Here is a 19,151-nt window from a genome sequence, read left to right on the forward strand (position 1 = left end):
CTATCTATCCGTCAGTCGAGCCGCATGAGGCTCGCGCCGCCGGAGTCGATCTCCTTGGCGGTGTCGATCATCTTGATCTGATTTTCCCACGCGCGGCTCGCCTCGATCATCTGGACAAGCGCCGTGGTGGCATTCACGTTCGAGCCTTCGAGGGCGCCGCTGGTCACGGTCGCCATCGGGTCTTGCGGCAAGGCGCCGCCATTCACTTCGCGGAACAGCGTGTCCGTGGACTTGGCGATCGTCGACCCCTTGGCGTTCACCAGCTTGATGACATCGACCTGCTGCGGCTGATCGATCTGGCCGCCCTGCGGGACGATCCAGATGCTGCCATCCTTGGCGATGTTGACGCTGTCGGCGGGCGGCAGGGTGATCGGGCCACCCTCCCCCAGCACCGGATAGCCATCGCCCGTGGTCAGCAGGCCGCTCTCGTTCAGCTTGAGATCGCCGCGCCTTGTATAGGCTTCCGACCCGTCATTGGCCTGCACCGCGATGAGGGCGTCACCATCCACCGCGATGTCGAGCGTATTGCCGGTCTGCACCGCCGTGCCGGCCTTCATGTCCGCCGCGATGACCTGCCCCACCTGCTCCGCGCGGCTCTGGAACGCGCCGCCGCCGACCCAGCGGGTCGAGGCGTTCGCGATCTCGGCGCGAAAGCCGCTGGTGTTGACGTTCGCGAGATTGCTCGCGACCGCCGCCTGGCGAGCCATCGTGCCGCGCATCGCGGTGCGGGCAATGGTGGTGAGACGATCCATGATTCAGCTCCGGGTCCGGTCGATCTTCGCGATCAGGTCCGCATGTTGATGATAGTCTGGGTCATGGCGGTGGCGGTCTCGATCGCCTTGGAATTCGCCTGGAAGTTGCGCTGCGCGGAGATCAGCGCGACCAGCTCCTCGGTGATGTCCACGTTCGAGCGCTCCAGCGTGCCCGAGCGGACCGCGCCGACCATGCCGCTATTGCCGGCGCTGTAGCTCGCCTCGCCGCTGTCGCCGGAGGAAATCCAGTGCGAGTCGCCCATCTGCCGCAGCTCTTCCTGCGCGGGGAACGAGGCCATGGCGACCACGCCGAGGTTGCGCACCGAGCCATCGCCGAAGGTCGCGCTGACGACGCCCGTAGCCGAGATCGCGATGGCGGTGAGCGGAATGCTGGCATCGTCCGGATGGGCGCTGGGGATTTCCAGATCGGAGAGATCGCCGGCCGCCGTGCTGGTCGGCGTGCCATCGCCGGTCGCAGCAGTCGGCAGGACCTGCAGACGGGCGCCAGTGGAATCCACAATGAAGCGGTTCTTGTCCATCGTGAAGGCGCCGGCGCGGGTATAGCTGATCGTCTGGTCGGGCGAGGCGCTCTTGACGGTGAAGAAGCCTTCGCCGGTGACGGCCAGATCCAGCGTCTTGTCGGTCGTCTCCAGCGTGCCCTGCGTGAACTGCTGTTTCACATCGACGAGACGGACGCCATTGCCGCCCGCGCCGACGCCGCCGCTCGCATAGATGTCGCCGAAGGTTGCCTTGCTCTTCTTGAAGGCGAGCGAGGAGACGTTGGCGACGTTGTTGGCGACGACACCGAGGTCGGTCTGGGCGCCCTTGAGGCCGGAAAGCGAAATGTAGAAGGACATGGTCGATGCTCCTTGTGAAGTTCAGGGATCAGCCGAGACGCAGCGCGTCTTCGGGCGAGAAATTGCCGAGGGCGGTCATGAGCTGGGCGTTTCCGCCACTCGCGGGGGACTGGACGGCGGCGATGCTGGCCCAGGTCGCGATGCCGGCCGGCGTCGCGCCGCGCACCTTGACCTGCAGCGCCTGCCCGCCAATCACATTGCCGGCATCGTCCCGGCCGTCCCAGAAGAACGGCACATTGCCCTTGGATTGGGCGCCGAGATCGAAGCTCTGGACGACCTTGCCGCTGGCATCGACCAGATCGATCGATACGTTCGAGGCGTCGGCGCCCAGCGCGATCTCGCCGGCATAAGCGCCGGTGCGGTCGGGCGTGGCAATGTTGCTCTCGACCAGCATCGACTTGCCGATCCAGCCTGCGGCATCGGAGAGGCGCGCGCCAGAGACGGAGTCCGCGATCTGGCTGAGCAGGGATGTCGATTGCGACTGCGAGGCCAGCGACGACATCTGCGCCATCTGCGTGACCATCTGATTGTTGTCCATCGGCTGGAACGGGTCCTGATGCTGCATCTGCGTGGTGAGCAGGCGCAGGAAGCCGTTCATGTCGATCGAGGCGTTGGACTTCGCGCTCGTCTCGGCAAGGTTCCGGTTGGTGAACGCCGTGTTGCTATCCACCGCCCAGGGACTGCTGGTCGTCGTCACTGCTGTCATTTGCCGAGCCTGATTGTTTCGAGGATGAGGGATTTGGCCGTCTGAAGGACCTGCACATTGTTCTGGTACATGCGCGCGCTCTCGACCATTTCGACGAGTTCGGCACTGGTATCGACACCGGCTTCCCATACATCGCCATTGGCATCGGCCAGCGGATGGCCGGGCTCGTGACGCTTGGTCGCGGGCGTGTCCGAAGTCACGACGTTATCGACCTTGACCGTGGCGACGCCGGGCTTCTCGACCACGGTGGAGAAGACCGGGCGGATCGCGCGATAGGCCTTGTCCTCGCTGCCCGTGACCGAGCCGGCATTGGCGAGGTTGGACGCGGTGGCGTTGAGGCGCACGAGCTGCGCGGACATGGCGCGCCCGGCGATGTCGAAAACGTTCATGGGCTTATCCATGCTCATTCTCCCCGCAGCGCGCGCGTGATGGTGTTGAGCCGGCCCTCGAGGAAGGAGAGCGTGGTGCGGTACTTCACCGCATTCTCCGCGAAGAGCGTCTGCTCGGTCGACATCTCGACGGTGTTGCCATCGCTGCTCGCCTGCAGCGGCACGCGATAGCCCATCGCCGTTTCCAGCGCGCCGGTCACCGAGCCCTGCTGGCTGGTGGCGCTGGCGAGCGCCTTCTCGAAATCGATGTCGCGCGCCTTGTACCCGGGGGTCGAGGCGTTCGCGATATTGGAGGCAAGCAGCTCCAGCCGCTGCGAGCGCAGCGCCAGTGCCTTGCCATGGATGCCGAACAATGCGTCGTCGAACGACATTTTTTCGTGCCTTCCCTAAAAGTCCGTGGGCCGCATCCGTTCTGACCGGTTGAAACTGGTCCGGTTCCGGCACGACCCATGCCCACGGGTATGGATTGCAAATGCCGTGCCAAACCAAATTGCCGCCGGCTGAGGCCGCGCGGACATGAGGATTTCCGCGCCTTTTGCGCAGGCGGGCGGCAAGGGTGGCAATGTTTTGCCGGTTGGCGGCAGAGTTTTGCCGGTGCGCACGTGCGCCCGGCAGCATCGGGGGATGAGCGGGACCATGTCGGATGTTCTGGGGTTGGATATTCTCGGCCACGTCTTCGCGCCGCTGCCCCTGCTGATGGTGCTGGGCGGCGCGATCATGATCGCACTGGCCCAGGTCGGCTTCGGCACGGGTTTTCGCGCGCTCTCCTCTCTGCGCCCGCTGCTGACCGCGCGCCCGGATGATGAACGCGACAATGCCCGCGCGCTGCTGTTTAAGGTCGAGGCTGTCGCGCAGCTCAAGGGCCTGGCCCGCGCCGACCGGCTGGAAAGCACTCACCCCTTCGTCAACCAGACCCTCACCACCCTCGCCAATGCCGCGGACGCCGAGCATTTCGCGCTCTGGGTCCATCAGGCGATCCATGATCGCGGTGCCCGTCACGGGAGGGTCATCGCCTTCTGGAATGCGCTGGCCGATGCCGCGCCGGCCGTCGGTATGGCCGGCACGATTATCGGCCTGATCGGCATGTTTGCGCAGATGAGCGACCCGGCGGCCATCGGCCCCTTCATGGCGCTGGCGCTGATGACGACGCTGCACGGCCTGATCCTCGCCAACGCCATTGCCGGGCCCATCGCCAACCGCCTGTCCGCACTATCCGAGGGGGAGATTGGCTGGCAGCAGGCCATGGCCGACCGGATGATCGACATCGCCCGTCGGGAAGCCAATCCGTTCCAGCGTGCCAGCATTCGCGAGGTCGCCTGATGTCTGCGCAGCCGCGCCAGAGCCGCGCGCGCTGGGCGCTGAGCTTCGCGGACCTGTGCCTGCTGCTGCTCGCCTTCTTCGCCCTGCTGCAATCCAACCAGACCACGCGTGAGACGGCGCTGGCCGGGATTGGCAGCTATTTCGGCGCGTTCGAGGCGCCGCGCCAGGCCGATCTCGTCGCGCAAGAGCTGTTCGAGCCTGGCGAGGCTCTGCTCAACCCTGCCGGTCGCGCCGCTCTGCTGAAAGCGGCAGAACCCATCATGCACGAGAACAAGATCGTGCGAATTCAGTCGATTGGCCTCGACTCCGGCGATCATCGCTTCGACGCCTGGGATCTGGCGGCAGCGCGCCTCGGCGCCGTCGCCCGAACCCTGGTCGCCGCCGGAGTGCCGGGAAAGCGCCTGCGGATCGCAGGCCTCGCCGAACGCGCTGATGACAGCGCACCCGGCAAGCAGACGATCAGGATCACCGAACTGGCCGAAACCGACCGGTAACATGCGTCTGGCACGGACCTTGCTGTGTTTGTTCCGACCATGCATCGGAGCAAGTGACGTGACGATTGAACGCCTGACCTTCCCCAAGCGCGCTGCCCTCATCGCAGCCCTGCTGCTCGGCGCGATCGCGCTTACCAGCATCCACGCGCCGGCAAAGGCGCAGAGTTTCGAGAATCTGGACCGGCTGGATAGCCTGGTTGCAGCCAGCCTCGGCGCCAATCTCGGCCAGCCGGGCGGCCCACTGGCGCCCATCGATCGCCGCCTGAAACTGGCCCCCTGCCCGCAGACGCCGACGGTCGAAACCCCGCAGATGAATGCCGCCACGGTCGCCTGCCCCAGCCTCGGCTGGCGCATCCGCGTGCCGCTGCTGGTTAACCGGCAGGCCGGCAATCCTCAGCAAAACGGCCGCTTTGCCGAGGCCGCGAGCAGTGTGCCGGTCGTCAAGAAGGGCGACCCGGTTCAGCTGGTCGCGGGCAATGAGAGCTTCAGCATTTCCCGCATGATGATCGCGGATGAAGACGGTGCGCCCGGTGCGCTGATCCGCGTGCGCGAAGAACCGCGCGCCACACCTGTGATGGCCCGTGTCGAGCGGACGGGTGTTGTTCGTGTTCCCGGCATTTAAATTTTCCTGAACTGATCCGTTTATAGTACGGATTGGACAGAAAGGACGTTGGAATGATCAAGTCTGTTGGCCAGGCGACGAGCGCCGCAGTAGAGGCAGCCAAGCTGCGCGACGCTGCACAAGCCCGCTCCGCTGCGCCAGTCAGCGCCGAGCCCGCGCCCGCGAAAGCGGCGGAATCGGCAGCCACCCCCGCCGCGCGCATGGCCGCGCAGGGCGCCCCGGTGGACATGGACCGGATCAACCGCGTCAAGCAGGCCATTGCTTCGGGCCAATATCCGGTCGATGCCGACAAGATCGCCGATCGCATGATCGACCTCGATCTTCCTCATCTGCGCGCCTGAACGTGCCCCAAATGAACCTGTCCATCATCGAGAATTTCGCGGCCGCGACCGGTTCGCTCCGGGTCGCCATGCAAAGCGCCGACCCGCAGGCCATCGAAACGGCAATGGACCTGTTCCGCATATCGCTCGATGCGATCAAATCCATCGAGACCTGGGAGCGTGATCCTGCGATCAAGGCGCGGTTTAGCGACCTGATCGAGGAGCTGGATTCTTCGCGGATGCTCGCCTGCCTGCTCGGCGATATGACCACGCAGATGCACGGCGCGATCGCCGATCGCGATCTGGACGTGCCGCAGCCGCTGTACCAGCGCGCCGGCTGAGGCTTCGGCCTCGCCCCCGGATATTCGGACTTTCCGACCAAGCCCAGTGCGCCCTGTGGGCCTGTCGCCGCGCGTCGTGATCGCCCCAAAAATCCCGATCCGACGTTAACCAGTTCTGGCACGCATCTTGCTTTTTGATCCCCGGTACCAACGGGAGATCATAAGTCGCCATGTCCGTAAATGGACTGACCACCAACTCGGCCCAGAGCAGCAATGCCGCCAGGGTGACGCAGGCCATTGCCAAGGCCAGCAGTCGCACCGGTGTGGATTTCAATTATCTGATGAGCCAGGCGCATGTGGAAAGCGCGCTGAACCCGACGGCGCGCGCGCGCACCTCCAGTGCGACCGGCCTCTACCAGTTTATCGACCAGAGCTGGCTCTCCATCGTCAACGACCATGGCGCGAAATATGGCATGGACTGGGCGTCCAACGCCATCGAGCGCACGGCGACCGGGCGGTACGTGGTTTCGGACCCAGCCCTGCGTCAGCAAATCCTCGATCTGCGCAATCATCCCGAGACGGCCTCGATCATGGCGGCCGAGCTGGCCACCGACAATCGCGCCTATCTTGAAGAGCGGATCGGCCGACCGGCCGAGGCGGTCGATCTCTACCTCGCCCATTTCCTCGGTGCAGGTGGCGCAGCGAAATTCCTCACGACCATGGCGCAGGCGCCCGACGCCTCCGGCGCCGCTCTGTTTCCCGCCGCCGCGCGGGCCAATGCCTCGGTGTTCTTCGACCGGCAGGGCAATGCCCGCAGCCTGACGGACATCCGCGCGAGCTTCGCGCAGAAGCTGGCGGCGGGCGGCCAGGCCGCCGGCAGTGCGGCAAGCGATATAGCGATGGACGGCACGCAGACCGTGATGCCCGCCGACTATGTCCGCATCGCGCAGGAGCGGCTGACCATGAACCAGACGCTCAGCGAAAAGCAGCCCTATCCCGAATTCGCGCCGCGCGCTGAAACCGCACGGCTCGCTTACCTCATGCTCGCCACCCTCGGAAGGTAATCGCCAGCCATGACGCGCAACGACATCAACGGCAGCATCTGGAAGAACTCGGCGCGCGGGGCAGCCCTGCCCTTCGCTATCCTGCTGCTCGTCATGTTCATGGTGGTGCCGGTGCCGGTGCTGCTGCTGGATATCGGCTTCGTCGGCAACATCATGATCAGCCTTGCGGTGCTCATGATCGCGCTGAACGCCGCCAAGCCGCTCGATTTCTCCAGCTTTCCGACCGTGCTGCTGCTCGCCACGCTGCTGCGCCTCGCGCTCAACGTCGCCTCGACGCGCATCGTGCTGGTCAATGGGCACAATGGATCGGACGCGGCCGGCCATGTGATCGAGGCATTCGGCAATTTCATGATCGGCGGCGACTATGTCGTCGGCATTTTCGTGTTCGCGATCCTGATGATCATCAACCTGGTGGTTATCACCAAGGGCGCGGGCCGCGTGTCGGAAGTCTCCGCCCGCTTCACCCTCGACGCCTTGCCCGGCAAGCAGATGGCCATCGATGCCGATCTCAACGCCGGTCTGCTGACCGCAGAGCAGGCCAAGGTCCGCCGGCAGGAGGTCGCGACGGAAGCCGACTTTTACGGCTCGATGGACGGTGCCTCCAAGTTCGTGAAGGGCGACGCCGTCGCCGGTGTACTGATCCTCGTCATCAATATCCTCGGCGGCATCACCCTGGGTCTGGTCAGCCATGATCTCTCCATCGGGCAAGCCGCGCAGACCTACATCCTGCTGGCCATCGGCGACGCGCTCGTGGCGCAGGTGCCGGCGCTGCTGCTCTCCATTGCCGCAGCCGCGATCGTGACCCGTGTCACGTCCGAGCATGACCTCTCCGGCCAGATCTCCAGCCAGTTCGGCCACAGCCGCGCCTGGGTTCCGGTTGCGGGTATTCTCACCGTGCTCGGCATCGTGCCGGGCATGCCGCACCTCATCATCCTGCCTGCTGCCGGCCTCGCCTGGTTCATCGCGTGGAAGCTGCGCAAGGCCGCCAAGGCCCGCAGCGAGGCACCGGCGGAACCGGCGGTGGTCGAAAATCCTGCCCACATCGAGTGGAGCGACGTTTCCGACGGCGCCGCGCTCGGCCTGGAGATCGGCTATGGCCTGATCTCGCTGGTCGACGAGCGCAAGGAGGCGCCGCTGATCGGCCGGATCACCGGCATTCGCCGCCAGCTCTCGCGCGAACTGGGCTTTGTGGTGCCGATGATCCGGGTGAAGGACAATCTCGCGCTCGGCCCGAACCAGTATCGCATCACCATCGCCGGTGTGGTGGTTGGCGAGGACGAGATTTTCCCCGATAGCCTGCTGGCGCTCGACAGCGGCGACATCACCCAGCGGATCGAGGGTCGCGCCGCGCAGGACCCGACCTTCGGGCTGGACGCGGTGTGGATTCCGATGGAGCGGCGCAGCGAAGCGGTCGTCTCCGGCTATACCGTGGTGGACCCCTCGACGGTGATCGCCACGCATATCAATCATCTCATCCTGCAGAACGCCGCTGAGCTGTTCGGCATGGACGAGGCCAAGAAGCTGCTGGACACGCTGCGCGAAGTCACGCCGCAACTTGTCGATGGCCTCACGCCCAATCCGCTGAGCCTCGCGCAGATCGCAGCGCTGTGCCGCGGGCTGCTCATCGAGGGCATTCCGCTCAAGGACTTCCGCCGTATCGCCGAAGCCATGGTGATCGTTGCGCGCGGGGACATGTCCACCGACGCGCTCATCGAAGCGGTCCGCCAGCGCATCGGCTCGCTCATCATCCAGAGCATCGTACCGGTGAAGGCGCCGCTGCCAGTGCTCACGCTGGATGGTGAACTTGAGGGCCTGCTCGCTCAGGCGATGCGCGTCGGCGCCGATGCACACCACCCCATCGAGCCGGCGCTGGCCCAGCGCCTGATCGAACAGGTGAGCGAGGCGGCCCGTCCGCTCATGGCGCAGGCCCGCAGCTTTGCGATCGTGACCTCGCCGGTGGCGCGCCGCGCCCTATCCCGCCTGTTCCGCCCGCATCTACCCGACGTTCCGGTGCTCTCCTTCCTGGAAATCCCGGATGGCAAGGCCGTGGAAGTCGTGGCGGTGGTCGGCAACGAGACACGCATCCACCAGGTCGAGCGGCTGCAGGCGGCATGACGATGTTGCGCAGCATAATCCGCACACGCCTCCGCCCTGCTCGGAAATTCCCGGTTAAACCTTTCAGCATAGATGAGACCCATGCACAGCGCACAGCTTGAGGTTGCAGCCCTGACTTATGGTCGCCGGCCCGGTGTCTCACCGGATCAGCTGGCGCAGCAATATATGCCGCTGGTGCGCAAGATCGCCTGGCATGTCCATGGCCGCGTCTCCAGCGCGATCGAGATCGAGGATCTGCTGCAGATCGGCATGGTCGCGCTGGTCGAGGCGGCCAACAGCTTCGAGGATCGCGGCTTCGGCTTTGCGACCTATGCGCAAATGCGCGTGCGCGGCGCGATGATCGACCATCTGCGTCGCCATGCGACCCTGTGTCGCTCGGCGATGGCGCGCCGCAAGACCATTCAGGATGCCCGTCGCGCGCTGGAGCAACGCTTCGGTCGCCCGCCCGCGGATAGCGAAGTGGCCGCGCATCTGGGTCTTGATGCTGCTGGCTGGCGCGAGCTTGCCGACGGGACGGATATGGCCCAACACCAGAGCATGGACGAGGTCTATTCGGACCAGTCGATGTGGTTCGCCGATGCAACCGAGGGCGCCGAGGAAGTGCTGGAGCGGGAATCCCTCAAGCGCGCGGTTTCCGCCTGCATCAAGGAACTGCCCGAGCGCGAGGCGATGGTGCTGCAGCTCTACTTCGTCGAGGAAATGAACCTTGAGGAAATCGGGCTGACGCTGGACATCGGCGCGGCCAGGGTGTGCCAAATCAAGAAATCCGCGCTCGACAAGCTGCGGGGACGCCTCAGCGCCTACCTCTGACCGGAACCGCGCCGCGGGATGATCGTTTCTCCGCCATCAATCAGGTGGAGGATGACATGGCCGAAGAACCCAAAACGGTAATCGTCGAGCGCTCGAGCGGCGGTAGCGCAACCGCAATCATCGCGATCGTGGCACTGCTGATCCTGGCGGTGGGCGGCTACTTCCTGCTGCAGAGCCAGGATAACAAGAACGACGCCGTGTCCACGGCGGCGCAGCAAGTCGGCGATGCAGCGCAAGATGTGGGCGATGCGGCCCAAGGTGCTGTCGATAAGAAGTGAGCGTTTGCGGACAGTGCGCCGCCTCAATTCACATAGCGCTGAAAATCGATCAGATTTAGCCCCTCCTCTTCAGAGGAGGGGTTGGGGTGGTGTCGCGCGCCCGCGCGCCACTTTCTAAGTTGGCGATGCTGGCGCATCGCCACCACCCCCAGCCGCTGCTCTGAGGCGAGCATATTTGTGGGTTTGACCCGCGCAGCCTAGGCGAATGCACGCGCTTGCGCTAAAGCTCGCCCATGTCCGCCACTTACACCCTCGATACGGCGACCAGCCGGGCGAACCCCACGCCGGCGCCGATGCGTCGGCTGACCATTCCCGCCATCCGCGCGCGCAAAGTCGATGGGGTGACCGACTCGCCAATCGTGATGCTGACCGCCTACACGGCGCGGCAGGCGCAATTGCTCGACCCCCATTGCGATCTGCTGCTGGTGGGCGACTCGCTGGGTCAAGTGATCTACGGCCTGCCGTCCTCCGTGCCCGTCACGCTCGAGATGATGGCCGCCCATGGCGCTGCGGTCGTGCGCGGCAGCTATCACAGCGCCGTCATCATCGACATGCCGTTCGGGAGCTATGAGGCTTCGCCGGAGCAAGCCTTCGCAAGCGCCGCCCGCCTGATGAAGGGAACCGGCGCTGCCGGCGTGAAGCTGGAAGGCGGCGAGGCCATGGCACCGACCATCGCCTTCCTGAGCGAGCGGGGCATCCCGGTCTGCGCCCATGTCGGCCTTACGCCGCAGGCGGTGAACGCGCTCGGCGGCTATGGGCCGCGCGGCCGCGATGCTGCCGAAGCCGCCAAAATCCGCAACGATGCCCGCGCCGTCGCCGCCGCCGGCTGCTTTGCGATGGTGATCGAGGGCGTGATCGAGGAACTGGCTATCGAGATCACGGGAGACGTGCCCTGCCCCACCATCGGCATCGGCGCCTCGGCAGCCTGCGACGGGCAAGTGCTGGTGACTGAAGACCTCCTCGGCATGTTCGAGCGCACGCCGCGCTTCGTGAAGCGCTATGCCGATCTTGCCGGGACGATCAGCGATGCGGCGGCCCGATATGCGCAGGAGGTGCGCGCACGCAGCTTCCCCGGCGAGGCCCAGCTTTATGGCGCCAAAAAGTGATTTGCGCGGAGTTCATCCGCCGCTAAGGTCCGCGGCCACAAAATCCCTTCATGCGCCTCTGCGCTTTTTCAGCCGACTGGAGATAGAGACTTGGCCCTGACGCCACATCAGAACGAGGCCCTGCTCCGCGAGATCGACGATGCCGTGCGGCAGGACGATCTGCTGTCCTTCTGGAAGAATTACGGCCGTCTGGTCATCGCTGTCGTCGTGCTCGGCCTCGCTGCCTTTGGCGGCTGGCTCTACTGGCAGCACCACCAGACCCAGAAAGCCGAGGCCAATGGCGAGCAGTTCGCCCGGCTGATGAGTGCTGCCCAGCGGGCCACGCTGGATGACGGGGTGTACAAGCAGATCATGGCCGAAGGTGGCCCGGGCTATCGGGCGCAGGCGGAAATGCTCAGGGCCGCACTGGCAGGCGGGCGCAATGACGCCAAGACCGCGCTTGCCGCCTATGATGCCGTTCTGGCCGACGCGCAGGCGCCCGCCGCGACCAAGGACGCCGCGCTGATGCGCCGCACTGCCCTCGCCTTCGACAGCATGAAGCCGCAGGACGTGATCGCCGCGCTCAAGCCGCTGGCGGTGCCGGGCAATAGCTGGTTCGGCAGCGCCGGTGAACTCACCGCCATCGCTCACCTCAAGGCCGGCCAGCGCGATCAGGCCGGCAAGATCTTCAACGAGATGGCCAACGATCCGCTGGTGCCTGAATCCATCAAGCTGCGCGCCGGACAGATGGCCAGCATGCTTGGATCGGCGACGACTCCCCGGCAAGCCGGGCCGACCGCTGACACGCCTGCCTCCTGATTCCATTGAAAGAGAAACCCACGAGGATGCGTAATCCCACATCATATCGCGCCGCCTGGATCGGCATTCCTGCGGCCCTGCTGCTCCTGACCGGATGCGGCGGGAAGAGCGGCCCCAAGACCCCCGTGCATGGCGACCGCACCTCCATCCTCGGCAGCAACAATGTGCTGGCCGTGGACGATGCCGTTGCGTCGCTCCCGGTCACACTGCCGCCCCCGGTCGTGAACCCGGCATGGGCGCAATCGGGTGGCAATGCCGCCAAGGCCATCGGCCATGTCGCGCTCGGCGACAATATCCAGCAGGCCTGGTCGGCGTCGGTGACCGGTGGCGGCTCGCGCAGCCGGCTGGCCGCCGCGCCGGTCGTCGCAGGCGGCAAGCTGTTCGTGATCGACACCGATGCGACCGTCTCCGCCTTCGACGCCAAGACCGGCGCGCGGCTCTGGTCGAAGAGCATTCGCTCGCCCAACCAGCCTTCGCAGGTGCAGTTCGGTGGCGGCGTCAGCGTCGAGGGCGACCGTTTGTTCGCCACGTCCGGCGCCGGGTCCGTTGCCGCGCTGAATGTCGCGGACGGCGCCGAGATCTGGAAGGTGCAGCCTGGCGGCCCGCTGCGCGGTGCGCCCACGCTCTCCAACGGCAATGCCTATGTGATGAGCCAGGACAACCAGCTCTTCGCGCTCTCGCAGGCAGACGGCGCGGTCGTGTGGACGGACAGCGGCACGCTGGAAGCGACGGGCGTGTTCGGCGTCGGCGCTCCGGCGGCGGCGCAGGGTTCGGTGATCGCTGGCTATAGCTCGGGCGAACTGACGGCCTATCGCTACGAGAACGGCCGCGCCTTGTGGGGCGATGCGCTCAGCCGCACCAGCATCTCCACCTCGGTTGCCATGCTAACCGATATCGACGCCGACCCGGTGATCGATCGGGGCCAGGTGTTCGCGATCGGCGAAGGCGGCCGCATGGCAGCCTATGAACTGGTGAGCGGGCAGCGCCTTTGGGAGCTGAACATCGGCGGTATCGCGACGCCGCTGGTGGTGAGCGACTGGGTGTTCGTGGTGACCGACAAGTCCCAGCTGCTCGCCATCACGCGTGCCACTGGCAAAATCCGGTGGATCAGTGATCTGCCGGCATGGCGCAAGCCGAAGAAGAAGACCGGCCCAATCCGTTGGCGCGGCCCGATCCTCGCGGGCGGCAAGCTCATCCTCGTCTCCACCGAAGGCGCGATGGCTTTTGTCGATCCGACGAGCGGCAAGGTGCTGCAGGAGCGCGACCTCAAGCAGGGTCTCACCCTGCCGCCCATCGTCGCGGACAACATGCTTTACGTGCTGACGGACGAGGGACGCATCCTCGCGTTCCGCTGATGGCAAAAAGACAACGCCCAGACCGCGACACGCCGGCCGGAAGCCTTCCGGTCGTCGCCATCGTCGGCCGCCCGAATGTGGGCAAGTCCACGCTGTTCAACCGGCTGGTGGGCAAGAAGCTCGCGCTTGTCGATGACCAGCCCGGCGTCACCCGCGACCGGCGCGAGGGCGATGCCGAACTGCTCGGCCTCAAGTTCCGCATCGTGGATACCGCCGGTTTCGAGGAAGACGACGCGCAGACCCTGCCGGGCCGGATGCGCGCGCAGACCGAAATGGCGGTTCAGGGCGCCTCGGTCGCCTTGTTCATGATCGACGCGCGCGCGGGCATTACACCGCTCGACGAGCATATCGCCCGCTGGCTGCGCGCCGGGAATACCCCGGTAGTGCTGCTTGCCAACAAGGCCGAGGGCCGCGCCGCCGATCCCGGCATCATGGAAGCCTTTTCGCTCGGCTTTGATGAGCCTGTGGCCTTTTCCGCGGAGCATGGGCAAGGTCTTGCCGACCTGTTCCAGGCGATCCGCCCGCATGTCGAGGCGGACGAGCCAGACCTACCCGTCGAGGGCGACGAGGATGATGTGGGAGACGAGGACGAGCTGGACGACAGCGCGCCGCTCAAGCTCGCCATCGTGGGGCGACCCAATGCCGGCAAGTCCACGCTCATCAACCGCATATTGGGCGAAGAGCGGCTGATTACCGGGCCGGAAGCCGGCATCACGCGCGACAGCATCGCCGTGGACTGGACCTGGCACGCGCCCGACGGGGTGGCGCGCGCCGTGCGGCTGATCGACACCGCCGGCATGCGCAAGCGGGCCAAGGTGCAGGAGAAGCTGGAGAAGCTCTCCGTAGCCGATGCGCTTCATGCCGTCGATTTTGCGGAAGTCGTGGTGCTGATGCTCGATGCCACGCTTGGGCTTGAGGCGCAGGATCTGCGCATTGCCGATAAGGTGCTGAGCGAGGGCCGTGCGCTCGTGATCGCGCTCAACAAGTGGGACGTGGCCGAGAATGGCTCGTCGCTCTATCAGGGCGTCCGCAAGGCGCTGGAAGACGGCCTTGCGCAGGTGCGCGGTGTGCCGCTGCTCACCGTCTCCGGCGCCACGGGCAAGGGCATTGACGATCTGCTGCAAGCGGCGTTCGATACGCGCCGCCGCTGGTCGCAGCGCGTGCCAACGAGCCTGCTTAACCGCTGGTTTGATGAGGCGCTGGAAGCCAATCCACCGCCGGCGCCCGGGGGCAAGCGGATCAAGATGCGCTACATCACCCAGGCGCGGAGCCGGCCGCCGACGTTCGTGGTGTTCGGGTCGCGTCTTGATGAGGTGCCGGAGAGCTACAGCCGCTATCTCGTGAATGGTATCCGCAAGGCGCTCGACTTTTCGGGCGTGCCAATCCGGCTAAACCTGCGTAGCGCACGGAACCCATTTGACAAAAAGAAGTGATCCGGCGCGCATCGACGCCCGCGGGCTGAAATGCCCGTGGCCCGTCCTGCGCGCCGCTCGCGCGATGCGCGACCATGATTCCGTATTGCTGCTGGCCGACGATCCGGTGGCGAAAATCGATGTGCCGGCCTTGGCGCAATCCAATGGCTGGGCGATTGGCGTTCACGAGTCCGAGAGCCATATGGAATATGCGCTGAGCCGCGAGGGCGCAGAGGAAACATAAGCGAATGAGATGCGGCCGTTTTGCGGCTTTTCGTTGGCAGGAACCACCTGTTCTGCCGCACTGACAGATGATGAACGGTCGGCAGGGCCATTCTGCCCTTCCCCCTCACCCCTCCCCACCCTATAGCCGCCCGATGCTTGCCGATCCCGCCGCCCTGCTCCGAAGCGTTTTTGGCTTCGAGGCCTTTCGAGGCGTGCAGGCGCAAGTGGTGGACCGGGTCCTGGCGGGCCGCCCGACGCTGGCGATCATGCCGACGGGCGCCGGAAAATCGCTTTGCTATCAATTGCCTGCGCTCGCCATGCCGGGCTGTTGCGTTGTCGTCTCGCCGCTGATCGCGCTGATGCACGACCAGTTGCGCGCGGCGCGAGCGCTCGGCATCCGCGCGGCGAGCCTCACGTCGGTGGACGCCGACTGGCGCGAGACGCAGGACAGGCTGGTTGCCGGTGAGCTGGACCTGCTCTACGTAGCGCCAGAGCGCGCCTCGGGAGACGGTTTCCGCGCGCTGCTGGAGCGGTCGCGCCTCAGCCTCTTCGCGATCGATGAGGCGCATTGCGTCTCGGAATGGGGCCATGATTTTCGTCCCGATTACCGCCTGCTGCGTCCGCTGCTCGACGCCTTTCCCGATGTCCCGCGGCTCGCGCTCACCGCGACCGCCGATGCCCACACCCGCGAGGATATTCTCACCCAGCTCGGCATTCCGGCTGAGGGGCTGATCATCTCCGGCTTCGACCGGCCCAATATCCGCTACCTCGTGCAGCCGCGCGATGGCCTGCGCCGTCAGCTCACCGATATTCTGGCGGCCAATTCCGGCCCCGGCATCATCTATGCACCAACCCGCGCCGCGACCGAGCAGCTTGCCGAGGCGCTGGGTGCCAAGGGGCGCCCGGTGCTGGCCTATCATGCGGGGCTGCCCGCCGAGCTGCGCGCCGCCAATCAGGCCGCATTCCTCGCCAGCGAGGAGATGGTGATGGTCGCCACCGTCGCCTTCGGCATGGGCATCGACAAGCCGGACGTGCGCTTCGTCGTCCATGCCGGCCTGCCCAAGTCCATCGAGAGCTATTATCAGGAGAGCGGACGTGCCGGCCGCGATGGCGATCCGGCGACGGCGACGCTGCTGTGGGGCGCAGAGGATTTCATGCGGGCGCGCCAGCGGATTAGCGAGGTGGAGCCAGAGCGCCAGGGCGGCGAGCGCGCGCGGATCGCCGCCCTGGGCGCGCTGGTCGAGACCGCGCGCTGCCGCCGTGCGGTGCTGCTGCGCCATTTCGGCGAGAACCCGCCGCCCACCTGCGCCAATTGCGACAATTGCCTCTCGCCCCCCGCCAGCATCGATGCGACGCTGACGGCGCAGAAGCTGCTCTCTGCCGTCCACCGCACCGGCCAGAGCTTTGGCCTCGGTCACCTCGAAGCCGTGCTGACCGGGCGGGGTAATGACCGGATTTCCCAGCGCGGGCATGATCGCCTGTCGGTCTTCGGCATTATCGAGGGCGAGGAGGCCGCGCTGATCAAGCCGGTCGCCCGCGCTCTGCAGGTGCATGATGCGCTGACCACCACCGACCATGGCGGGCTGGCGCTCGGCCCGGCGGCGCGTGGTTATCTGAAAGGCGAGGACCGCGTCGAGCTAGTCATTCAGCCGAAGAAGGAGCGCCGGCGTGGCCGCGACAAGGGGGAGAACCCCGTCAACGACCCGGTTTTCGATGCGCTACGCGAGTGCCGCCGCACGCTGGCGCAGGAGGCCGGTGTGCCGCCTTATGTCATCTTCCATGACAGTACCTTGCGCGACATGGCCGCGATCCGCCCGAAGTCCCTGCGCGATATGGCGCTGGTGAGCGGCGTCGGCCAGCGCAAGCTGGAGGCATATGGCGAGGCCTTCCTCGCCGCCCTTCGCCGCTTCGGCTAATTCATCAGCCCGTTTCGTCGGCGTCAGTGAGCCGCGCGGCCATATCCATGAAATTGCGCGCCGCCTCGCGCTCGGCGGGGTCCTTGAACGCGACGTCCAGGTCCGGTGCGCCACCGAGCATGTGCAACAGCGCCCACAGGCCGAAGCGCCGGCCGGCGTCCTTCTCCAGCCCGAAATCGACGCGCATCCGCTCAATTCCGGCGCCCATCGCCTCGGGAGGCAACTCTTCCAGTTCGGTCTTGCCGAAATAGCGCAGCATCAGGTCATGAAAATCCATGGCCGCCAGCATAAGGTAGGCACGGCCCGGACGCAGCCGAAATCGACTGCGTTCACCGCCGGATCGTCAGGCTCCACGCATAGCCGCGATACAGGGCCCGGCAGGACAGGTCCGCGCCATAGGTCGCGGCAAGGCCGCGGGCCACGGCAAAGAGCGGCTCGCGCGGCGTGACGTGAAAGCGCCCGAGCCAGCCCTGCAATGCGGCGCGGAACCAGCCGGGCAACCGCTCCTGCTGGCCGAAATCGACGATATGGAGCGACCCGCCCGGTTCGACGACCGAGAGCGCCTGCGCCAGCGCGGCCTCCCATTGCGGGATCATCGAGAGGCTGTAGCTGATATAGACTCGGTCAAAGCCCGGCTCGCCGAACAAGGCCTGCGGGTCGAACCGGGCGGCATCGGCGCGCTCCAGCAGCGTGCGCGAGTGCGCCCCCGCATGCGCAATATTGCGGTGCGCCGATTTGAGCATCTCCGCCGAGATATCGAGCCCAAAGAGCCGCGCCTGCGGATAATGCCGGGCGACCAACGCCAGATTGCGTCCGGTTCCCACTCCGATCTCCAGGACCGATCCGCCAGCCGGCACAGCCAGATCACGGATCAGCCGATCCCGCCCCAGCAGATAATATTTGCGGGTGAGGTCGTAGACATGTCGCTGCAACGCATATTGCGTGTCCATCGCGCGGGCATGGCGCTCGCTCGCCGCGCCAATGCGGTCCATGTGCGACACGGCCTAGCCCTTCAAGCTGTAGAGATGCACGCCGCCATAAATGGACGAGCGGTCGGCGCGGGTGAAGCGCAGCGAGTCTTCGCCATGATAATGCCATCGCTCCAGAATCTGATCAGGCACGCGCCCCGGCAGCAGGCTGGGCTCGGCCGCCGTGCGGAAGAGCACCCGCGCACCGGGGCGGGCTGTGCGGGTGATCTCGTACCAGAGCGCAATCAACTGCGCGTCGTTCATCCAGTCCTGCGCATCCAGCAGCACATAACGATCCACGCTGGCATCCGGCTGCTGGGCGAGCCAGTCAGTCATATTGGCGTGACGGATATCGACCCGGTCGGCGCGCGCCGTCACCGCCGCATAATGATCCTGCTGGAGATAGGGCGGCAGCGGCGCATCCGCATGGCGGCCATAGCCGCGCCCGAAGGCCTGCCAGGCGAAATAATTGGCCTTAAGATCATAATCGCAGGCGAGGCGTTCGAGGCGCTTGCGCAGCACCGCCGCCATTTTCTCATCGCCGGCAAGCGCATCATATTGCGCGGGCGGGATGCCGAGCCCGAAGAGCGAGGCGGGCTGATCGGTCAGCCAGCGGATGAATTTGCGCTCGAAGATCGGCGCCAGTCGCGCCTCGAAGATGCGGCGCTGCTCATCCATGTCTCGGGCGGCCAGCAGTTCGCGCGGATCAATGCGGTACAGCCGCGCCACCAGATGCGCCGCACCGATGAAGCCGCCGAGCAGCCCGCGCTTGTATGCGCCGGAGCGGAACATGCCGATGCGGCGGCGCCCCACCAGATCGCGCCCTTCCCAATAGCGGCGCGCGGTCTCGTCCAGATGCGGGCGGATATAGGCCTTATAGGCCCGAAGATTCTCCGCGCTGTCGGCCTCGGCAAAGAAGCGGCGAAAGCCCGCATAATCGGGCAATTGCTGCGCCGCGACCTGCTTCAGCCGATTGAGCGCAATATGCGCCGTGTTGAGATCGACCGCCGTGATGCGCGCAGGATCGGCGGTCAGATAGGAGAGCACATTGCAGCCGCCGCTGGCGATGGTCACGACATGGCTCTCCGGCGTGATCGCCAGCGCCGCCATGTCCACCACCGGGTCTTCCCAGATCTGCGCATAGACCAAGCCCCGAAACGCGAAGGCGAAGGCGCGTTCGAGAAGGCCTTCGCGCGTGGTCGCCTCATGATTGATGACGGCGCGATCGATGACATGCGGCATGAACGGCTCCCCTGTTGGTCCACCTGACGCCCCGCTAGGCGCCAAGCATGTCAGGCCCGTGACCGCGCGATGGCAGATTGGTGACGCGGCTGCGTGCAATGGTCTTGGCTCTGGCGGAGCG

23 protein-coding genes are annotated in these 19,151 nt (G+C 65.9%); 15 read left to right on the forward strand and 8 right to left on the reverse strand.

The window, feature by feature from the left end:
- Positions 1-11 precede the first annotated feature (11 nt).
- Genes M2343_RS06190 through flgB form a run of 5 tightly spaced genes read right to left on the reverse strand, consistent with a single transcriptional unit; the run spans position 12 to position 3,075 of the window.
- Complete coding sequence (locus tag M2343_RS06190) at positions 12-752, reverse strand: flagellar basal body rod protein FlgF (RefSeq protein ID WP_264575989.1); 741 nt, start codon at positions 750-752, stop codon at positions 12-14.
- 32 nt (positions 753-784) lie between these two features.
- The gene (locus M2343_RS06195) at positions 785-1,609 is read right to left on the reverse strand and encodes a flagellar hook basal-body protein (protein WP_264575990.1); all 825 of its coding nucleotides are present in this window, start codon (positions 1,607-1,609) and stop codon (positions 785-787) included.
- 28 nt (positions 1,610-1,637) lie between these two features.
- On the reverse strand, positions 1,638-2,315 hold the full coding sequence (locus M2343_RS06200) for a flagellar hook assembly protein FlgD (protein WP_264575991.1): 678 nt from the start codon (positions 2,313-2,315) through the stop codon (positions 1,638-1,640).
- Positions 2,312-2,704, reverse strand: coding sequence for a flagellar basal body rod protein FlgC (flgC, locus tag M2343_RS06205; RefSeq protein ID WP_264570078.1), 393 nt, complete (start codon positions 2,702-2,704; stop codon positions 2,312-2,314). Before flgC ends, M2343_RS06200 begins: the two co-directional genes overlap by 4 nt.
- 14 nt (positions 2,705-2,718) lie before the next feature.
- Positions 2,719-3,075 carry a flagellar basal body rod protein FlgB gene (gene flgB, locus M2343_RS06210; RefSeq protein ID WP_264572610.1) on the reverse strand — a complete coding sequence of 119 codons (357 nt, stop codon included), beginning with the start codon at positions 3,073-3,075 and terminating at the stop codon, positions 2,719-2,721.
- A gap of 265 nt (positions 3,076-3,340) precedes the next feature.
- Here flgB and M2343_RS06215 point away from each other — a divergent pair, with 265 nt between their 5' ends.
- From M2343_RS06215 to recQ, 15 genes are all read left to right on the forward strand, one after another.
- Positions 3,341-4,024 carry a MotA/TolQ/ExbB proton channel family protein gene (locus tag M2343_RS06215; protein ID WP_264575992.1) on the forward strand — a complete coding sequence of 228 codons (684 nt, stop codon included), beginning with the start codon at positions 3,341-3,343 and terminating at the stop codon, positions 4,022-4,024.
- The gene (locus tag M2343_RS06220) at positions 4,024-4,518 is read left to right on the forward strand and encodes a flagellar motor protein MotB (RefSeq protein WP_264575993.1); all 495 of its coding nucleotides are present in this window, start codon (positions 4,024-4,026) and stop codon (positions 4,516-4,518) included. The genes M2343_RS06215 and M2343_RS06220 overlap by 1 nt, the downstream gene beginning before the upstream one ends.
- Positions 4,519-4,582: 64 nt before the next feature.
- On the forward strand, positions 4,583-5,140 hold the full coding sequence (locus tag M2343_RS06225) for a flagella basal body P-ring formation protein FlgA (protein WP_413716042.1): 558 nt from the start codon (positions 4,583-4,585) through the stop codon (positions 5,138-5,140).
- A 53-nt stretch (positions 5,141-5,193) separates the two neighbouring features.
- Positions 5,194-5,481: a flagellar biosynthesis anti-sigma factor FlgM gene (gene flgM / locus M2343_RS06230; protein WP_264570074.1), complete on the forward strand. Its 288-nt coding sequence runs from the start codon at positions 5,194-5,196 to the stop codon at positions 5,479-5,481.
- Positions 5,482-5,492: 11 nt separating this feature from the next.
- Positions 5,493-5,801 (forward strand): hypothetical protein, encoded by a 309-nt coding sequence (locus M2343_RS06235; protein ID WP_181559394.1) that lies wholly within the window; start codon positions 5,493-5,495, stop codon positions 5,799-5,801.
- A gap of 170 nt (positions 5,802-5,971) precedes the next feature.
- Positions 5,972-6,805, forward strand: coding sequence for a transglycosylase SLT domain-containing protein (locus M2343_RS06240; protein ID WP_264575994.1), 834 nt, complete (start codon positions 5,972-5,974; stop codon positions 6,803-6,805).
- 9 nt (positions 6,806-6,814) lie between these two features.
- Positions 6,815-8,920: a flagellar biosynthesis protein FlhA gene (flhA, locus tag M2343_RS06245; RefSeq protein ID WP_264575995.1), complete on the forward strand. Its 2,106-nt coding sequence runs from the start codon at positions 6,815-6,817 to the stop codon at positions 8,918-8,920.
- 81 nt (positions 8,921-9,001) lie between these two features.
- The gene (locus M2343_RS06250) at positions 9,002-9,730 is read left to right on the forward strand and encodes a FliA/WhiG family RNA polymerase sigma factor (RefSeq protein WP_264575996.1); all 729 of its coding nucleotides are present in this window, start codon (positions 9,002-9,004) and stop codon (positions 9,728-9,730) included.
- Positions 9,731-9,786: 56 nt separating this feature from the next.
- Positions 9,787-10,008, forward strand: coding sequence for a hypothetical protein (locus tag M2343_RS06255; protein WP_264572605.1), 222 nt, complete (start codon positions 9,787-9,789; stop codon positions 10,006-10,008).
- Positions 10,009-10,241: 233 nt separating this feature from the next.
- Positions 10,242-11,114 (forward strand): 3-methyl-2-oxobutanoate hydroxymethyltransferase, encoded by an 873-nt coding sequence (gene panB / locus M2343_RS06260; RefSeq protein ID WP_264575997.1) that lies wholly within the window; start codon positions 10,242-10,244, stop codon positions 11,112-11,114.
- 90 nt (positions 11,115-11,204) lie between these two features.
- Positions 11,205-11,912, forward strand: coding sequence for a tetratricopeptide repeat protein (locus tag M2343_RS06265; RefSeq protein WP_264575998.1), 708 nt, complete (start codon positions 11,205-11,207; stop codon positions 11,910-11,912).
- 26 nt (positions 11,913-11,938) lie between these two features.
- Positions 11,939-13,267, forward strand: coding sequence for a PQQ-binding-like beta-propeller repeat protein (locus M2343_RS06270; protein ID WP_264575999.1), 1,329 nt, complete (start codon positions 11,939-11,941; stop codon positions 13,265-13,267).
- On the forward strand, positions 13,267-14,700 hold the full coding sequence (gene der / locus M2343_RS06275) for a ribosome biogenesis GTPase Der (RefSeq protein WP_264576000.1): 1,434 nt from the start codon (positions 13,267-13,269) through the stop codon (positions 14,698-14,700). The genes M2343_RS06270 and der overlap by 1 nt, the downstream gene beginning before the upstream one ends.
- Positions 14,684-14,923 (forward strand): sulfurtransferase TusA family protein, encoded by a 240-nt coding sequence (locus M2343_RS06280; RefSeq protein ID WP_181559384.1) that lies wholly within the window; start codon positions 14,684-14,686, stop codon positions 14,921-14,923. Before der ends, M2343_RS06280 begins: the two co-directional genes overlap by 17 nt.
- Before the next feature lie 133 nt (positions 14,924-15,056).
- Positions 15,057-16,820: a DNA helicase RecQ gene (gene recQ, locus M2343_RS06285; protein ID WP_264576001.1), complete on the forward strand. Its 1,764-nt coding sequence runs from the start codon at positions 15,057-15,059 to the stop codon at positions 16,818-16,820.
- A 4-nt stretch (positions 16,821-16,824) separates the two neighbouring features.
- On the opposite strand, the gene M2343_RS06290 is transcribed toward recQ, so the two are convergent.
- From M2343_RS06290 to M2343_RS06300, 3 genes are read right to left on the reverse strand one after another with little or no spacing between them, the layout of a single operon-like run.
- Entirely contained in the window at positions 16,825-17,097 is a 273-nt protein-coding gene (locus M2343_RS06290) for a hypothetical protein (protein WP_264572598.1), read from the reverse strand.
- Between the two features lie 52 nt (positions 17,098-17,149).
- The gene (locus M2343_RS06295) at positions 17,150-17,812 is read right to left on the reverse strand and encodes a class I SAM-dependent methyltransferase (protein ID WP_413716043.1); all 663 of its coding nucleotides are present in this window, start codon (positions 17,810-17,812) and stop codon (positions 17,150-17,152) included.
- Between the two features lie 12 nt (positions 17,813-17,824).
- Positions 17,825-19,030 (reverse strand): DUF3419 family protein, encoded by a 1,206-nt coding sequence (locus tag M2343_RS06300; RefSeq protein ID WP_264576002.1) that lies wholly within the window; start codon positions 19,028-19,030, stop codon positions 17,825-17,827.
- Between the last annotated feature and the right edge of the window lie 121 nt (positions 19,031-19,151).

Origin of the sequence: Sphingobium sp. B8D3B (assembly GCF_025961875.1) — a bacterium.
In the GTDB taxonomy this organism is placed as follows: domain Bacteria; phylum Pseudomonadota; class Alphaproteobacteria; order Sphingomonadales; family Sphingomonadaceae; genus Sphingobium.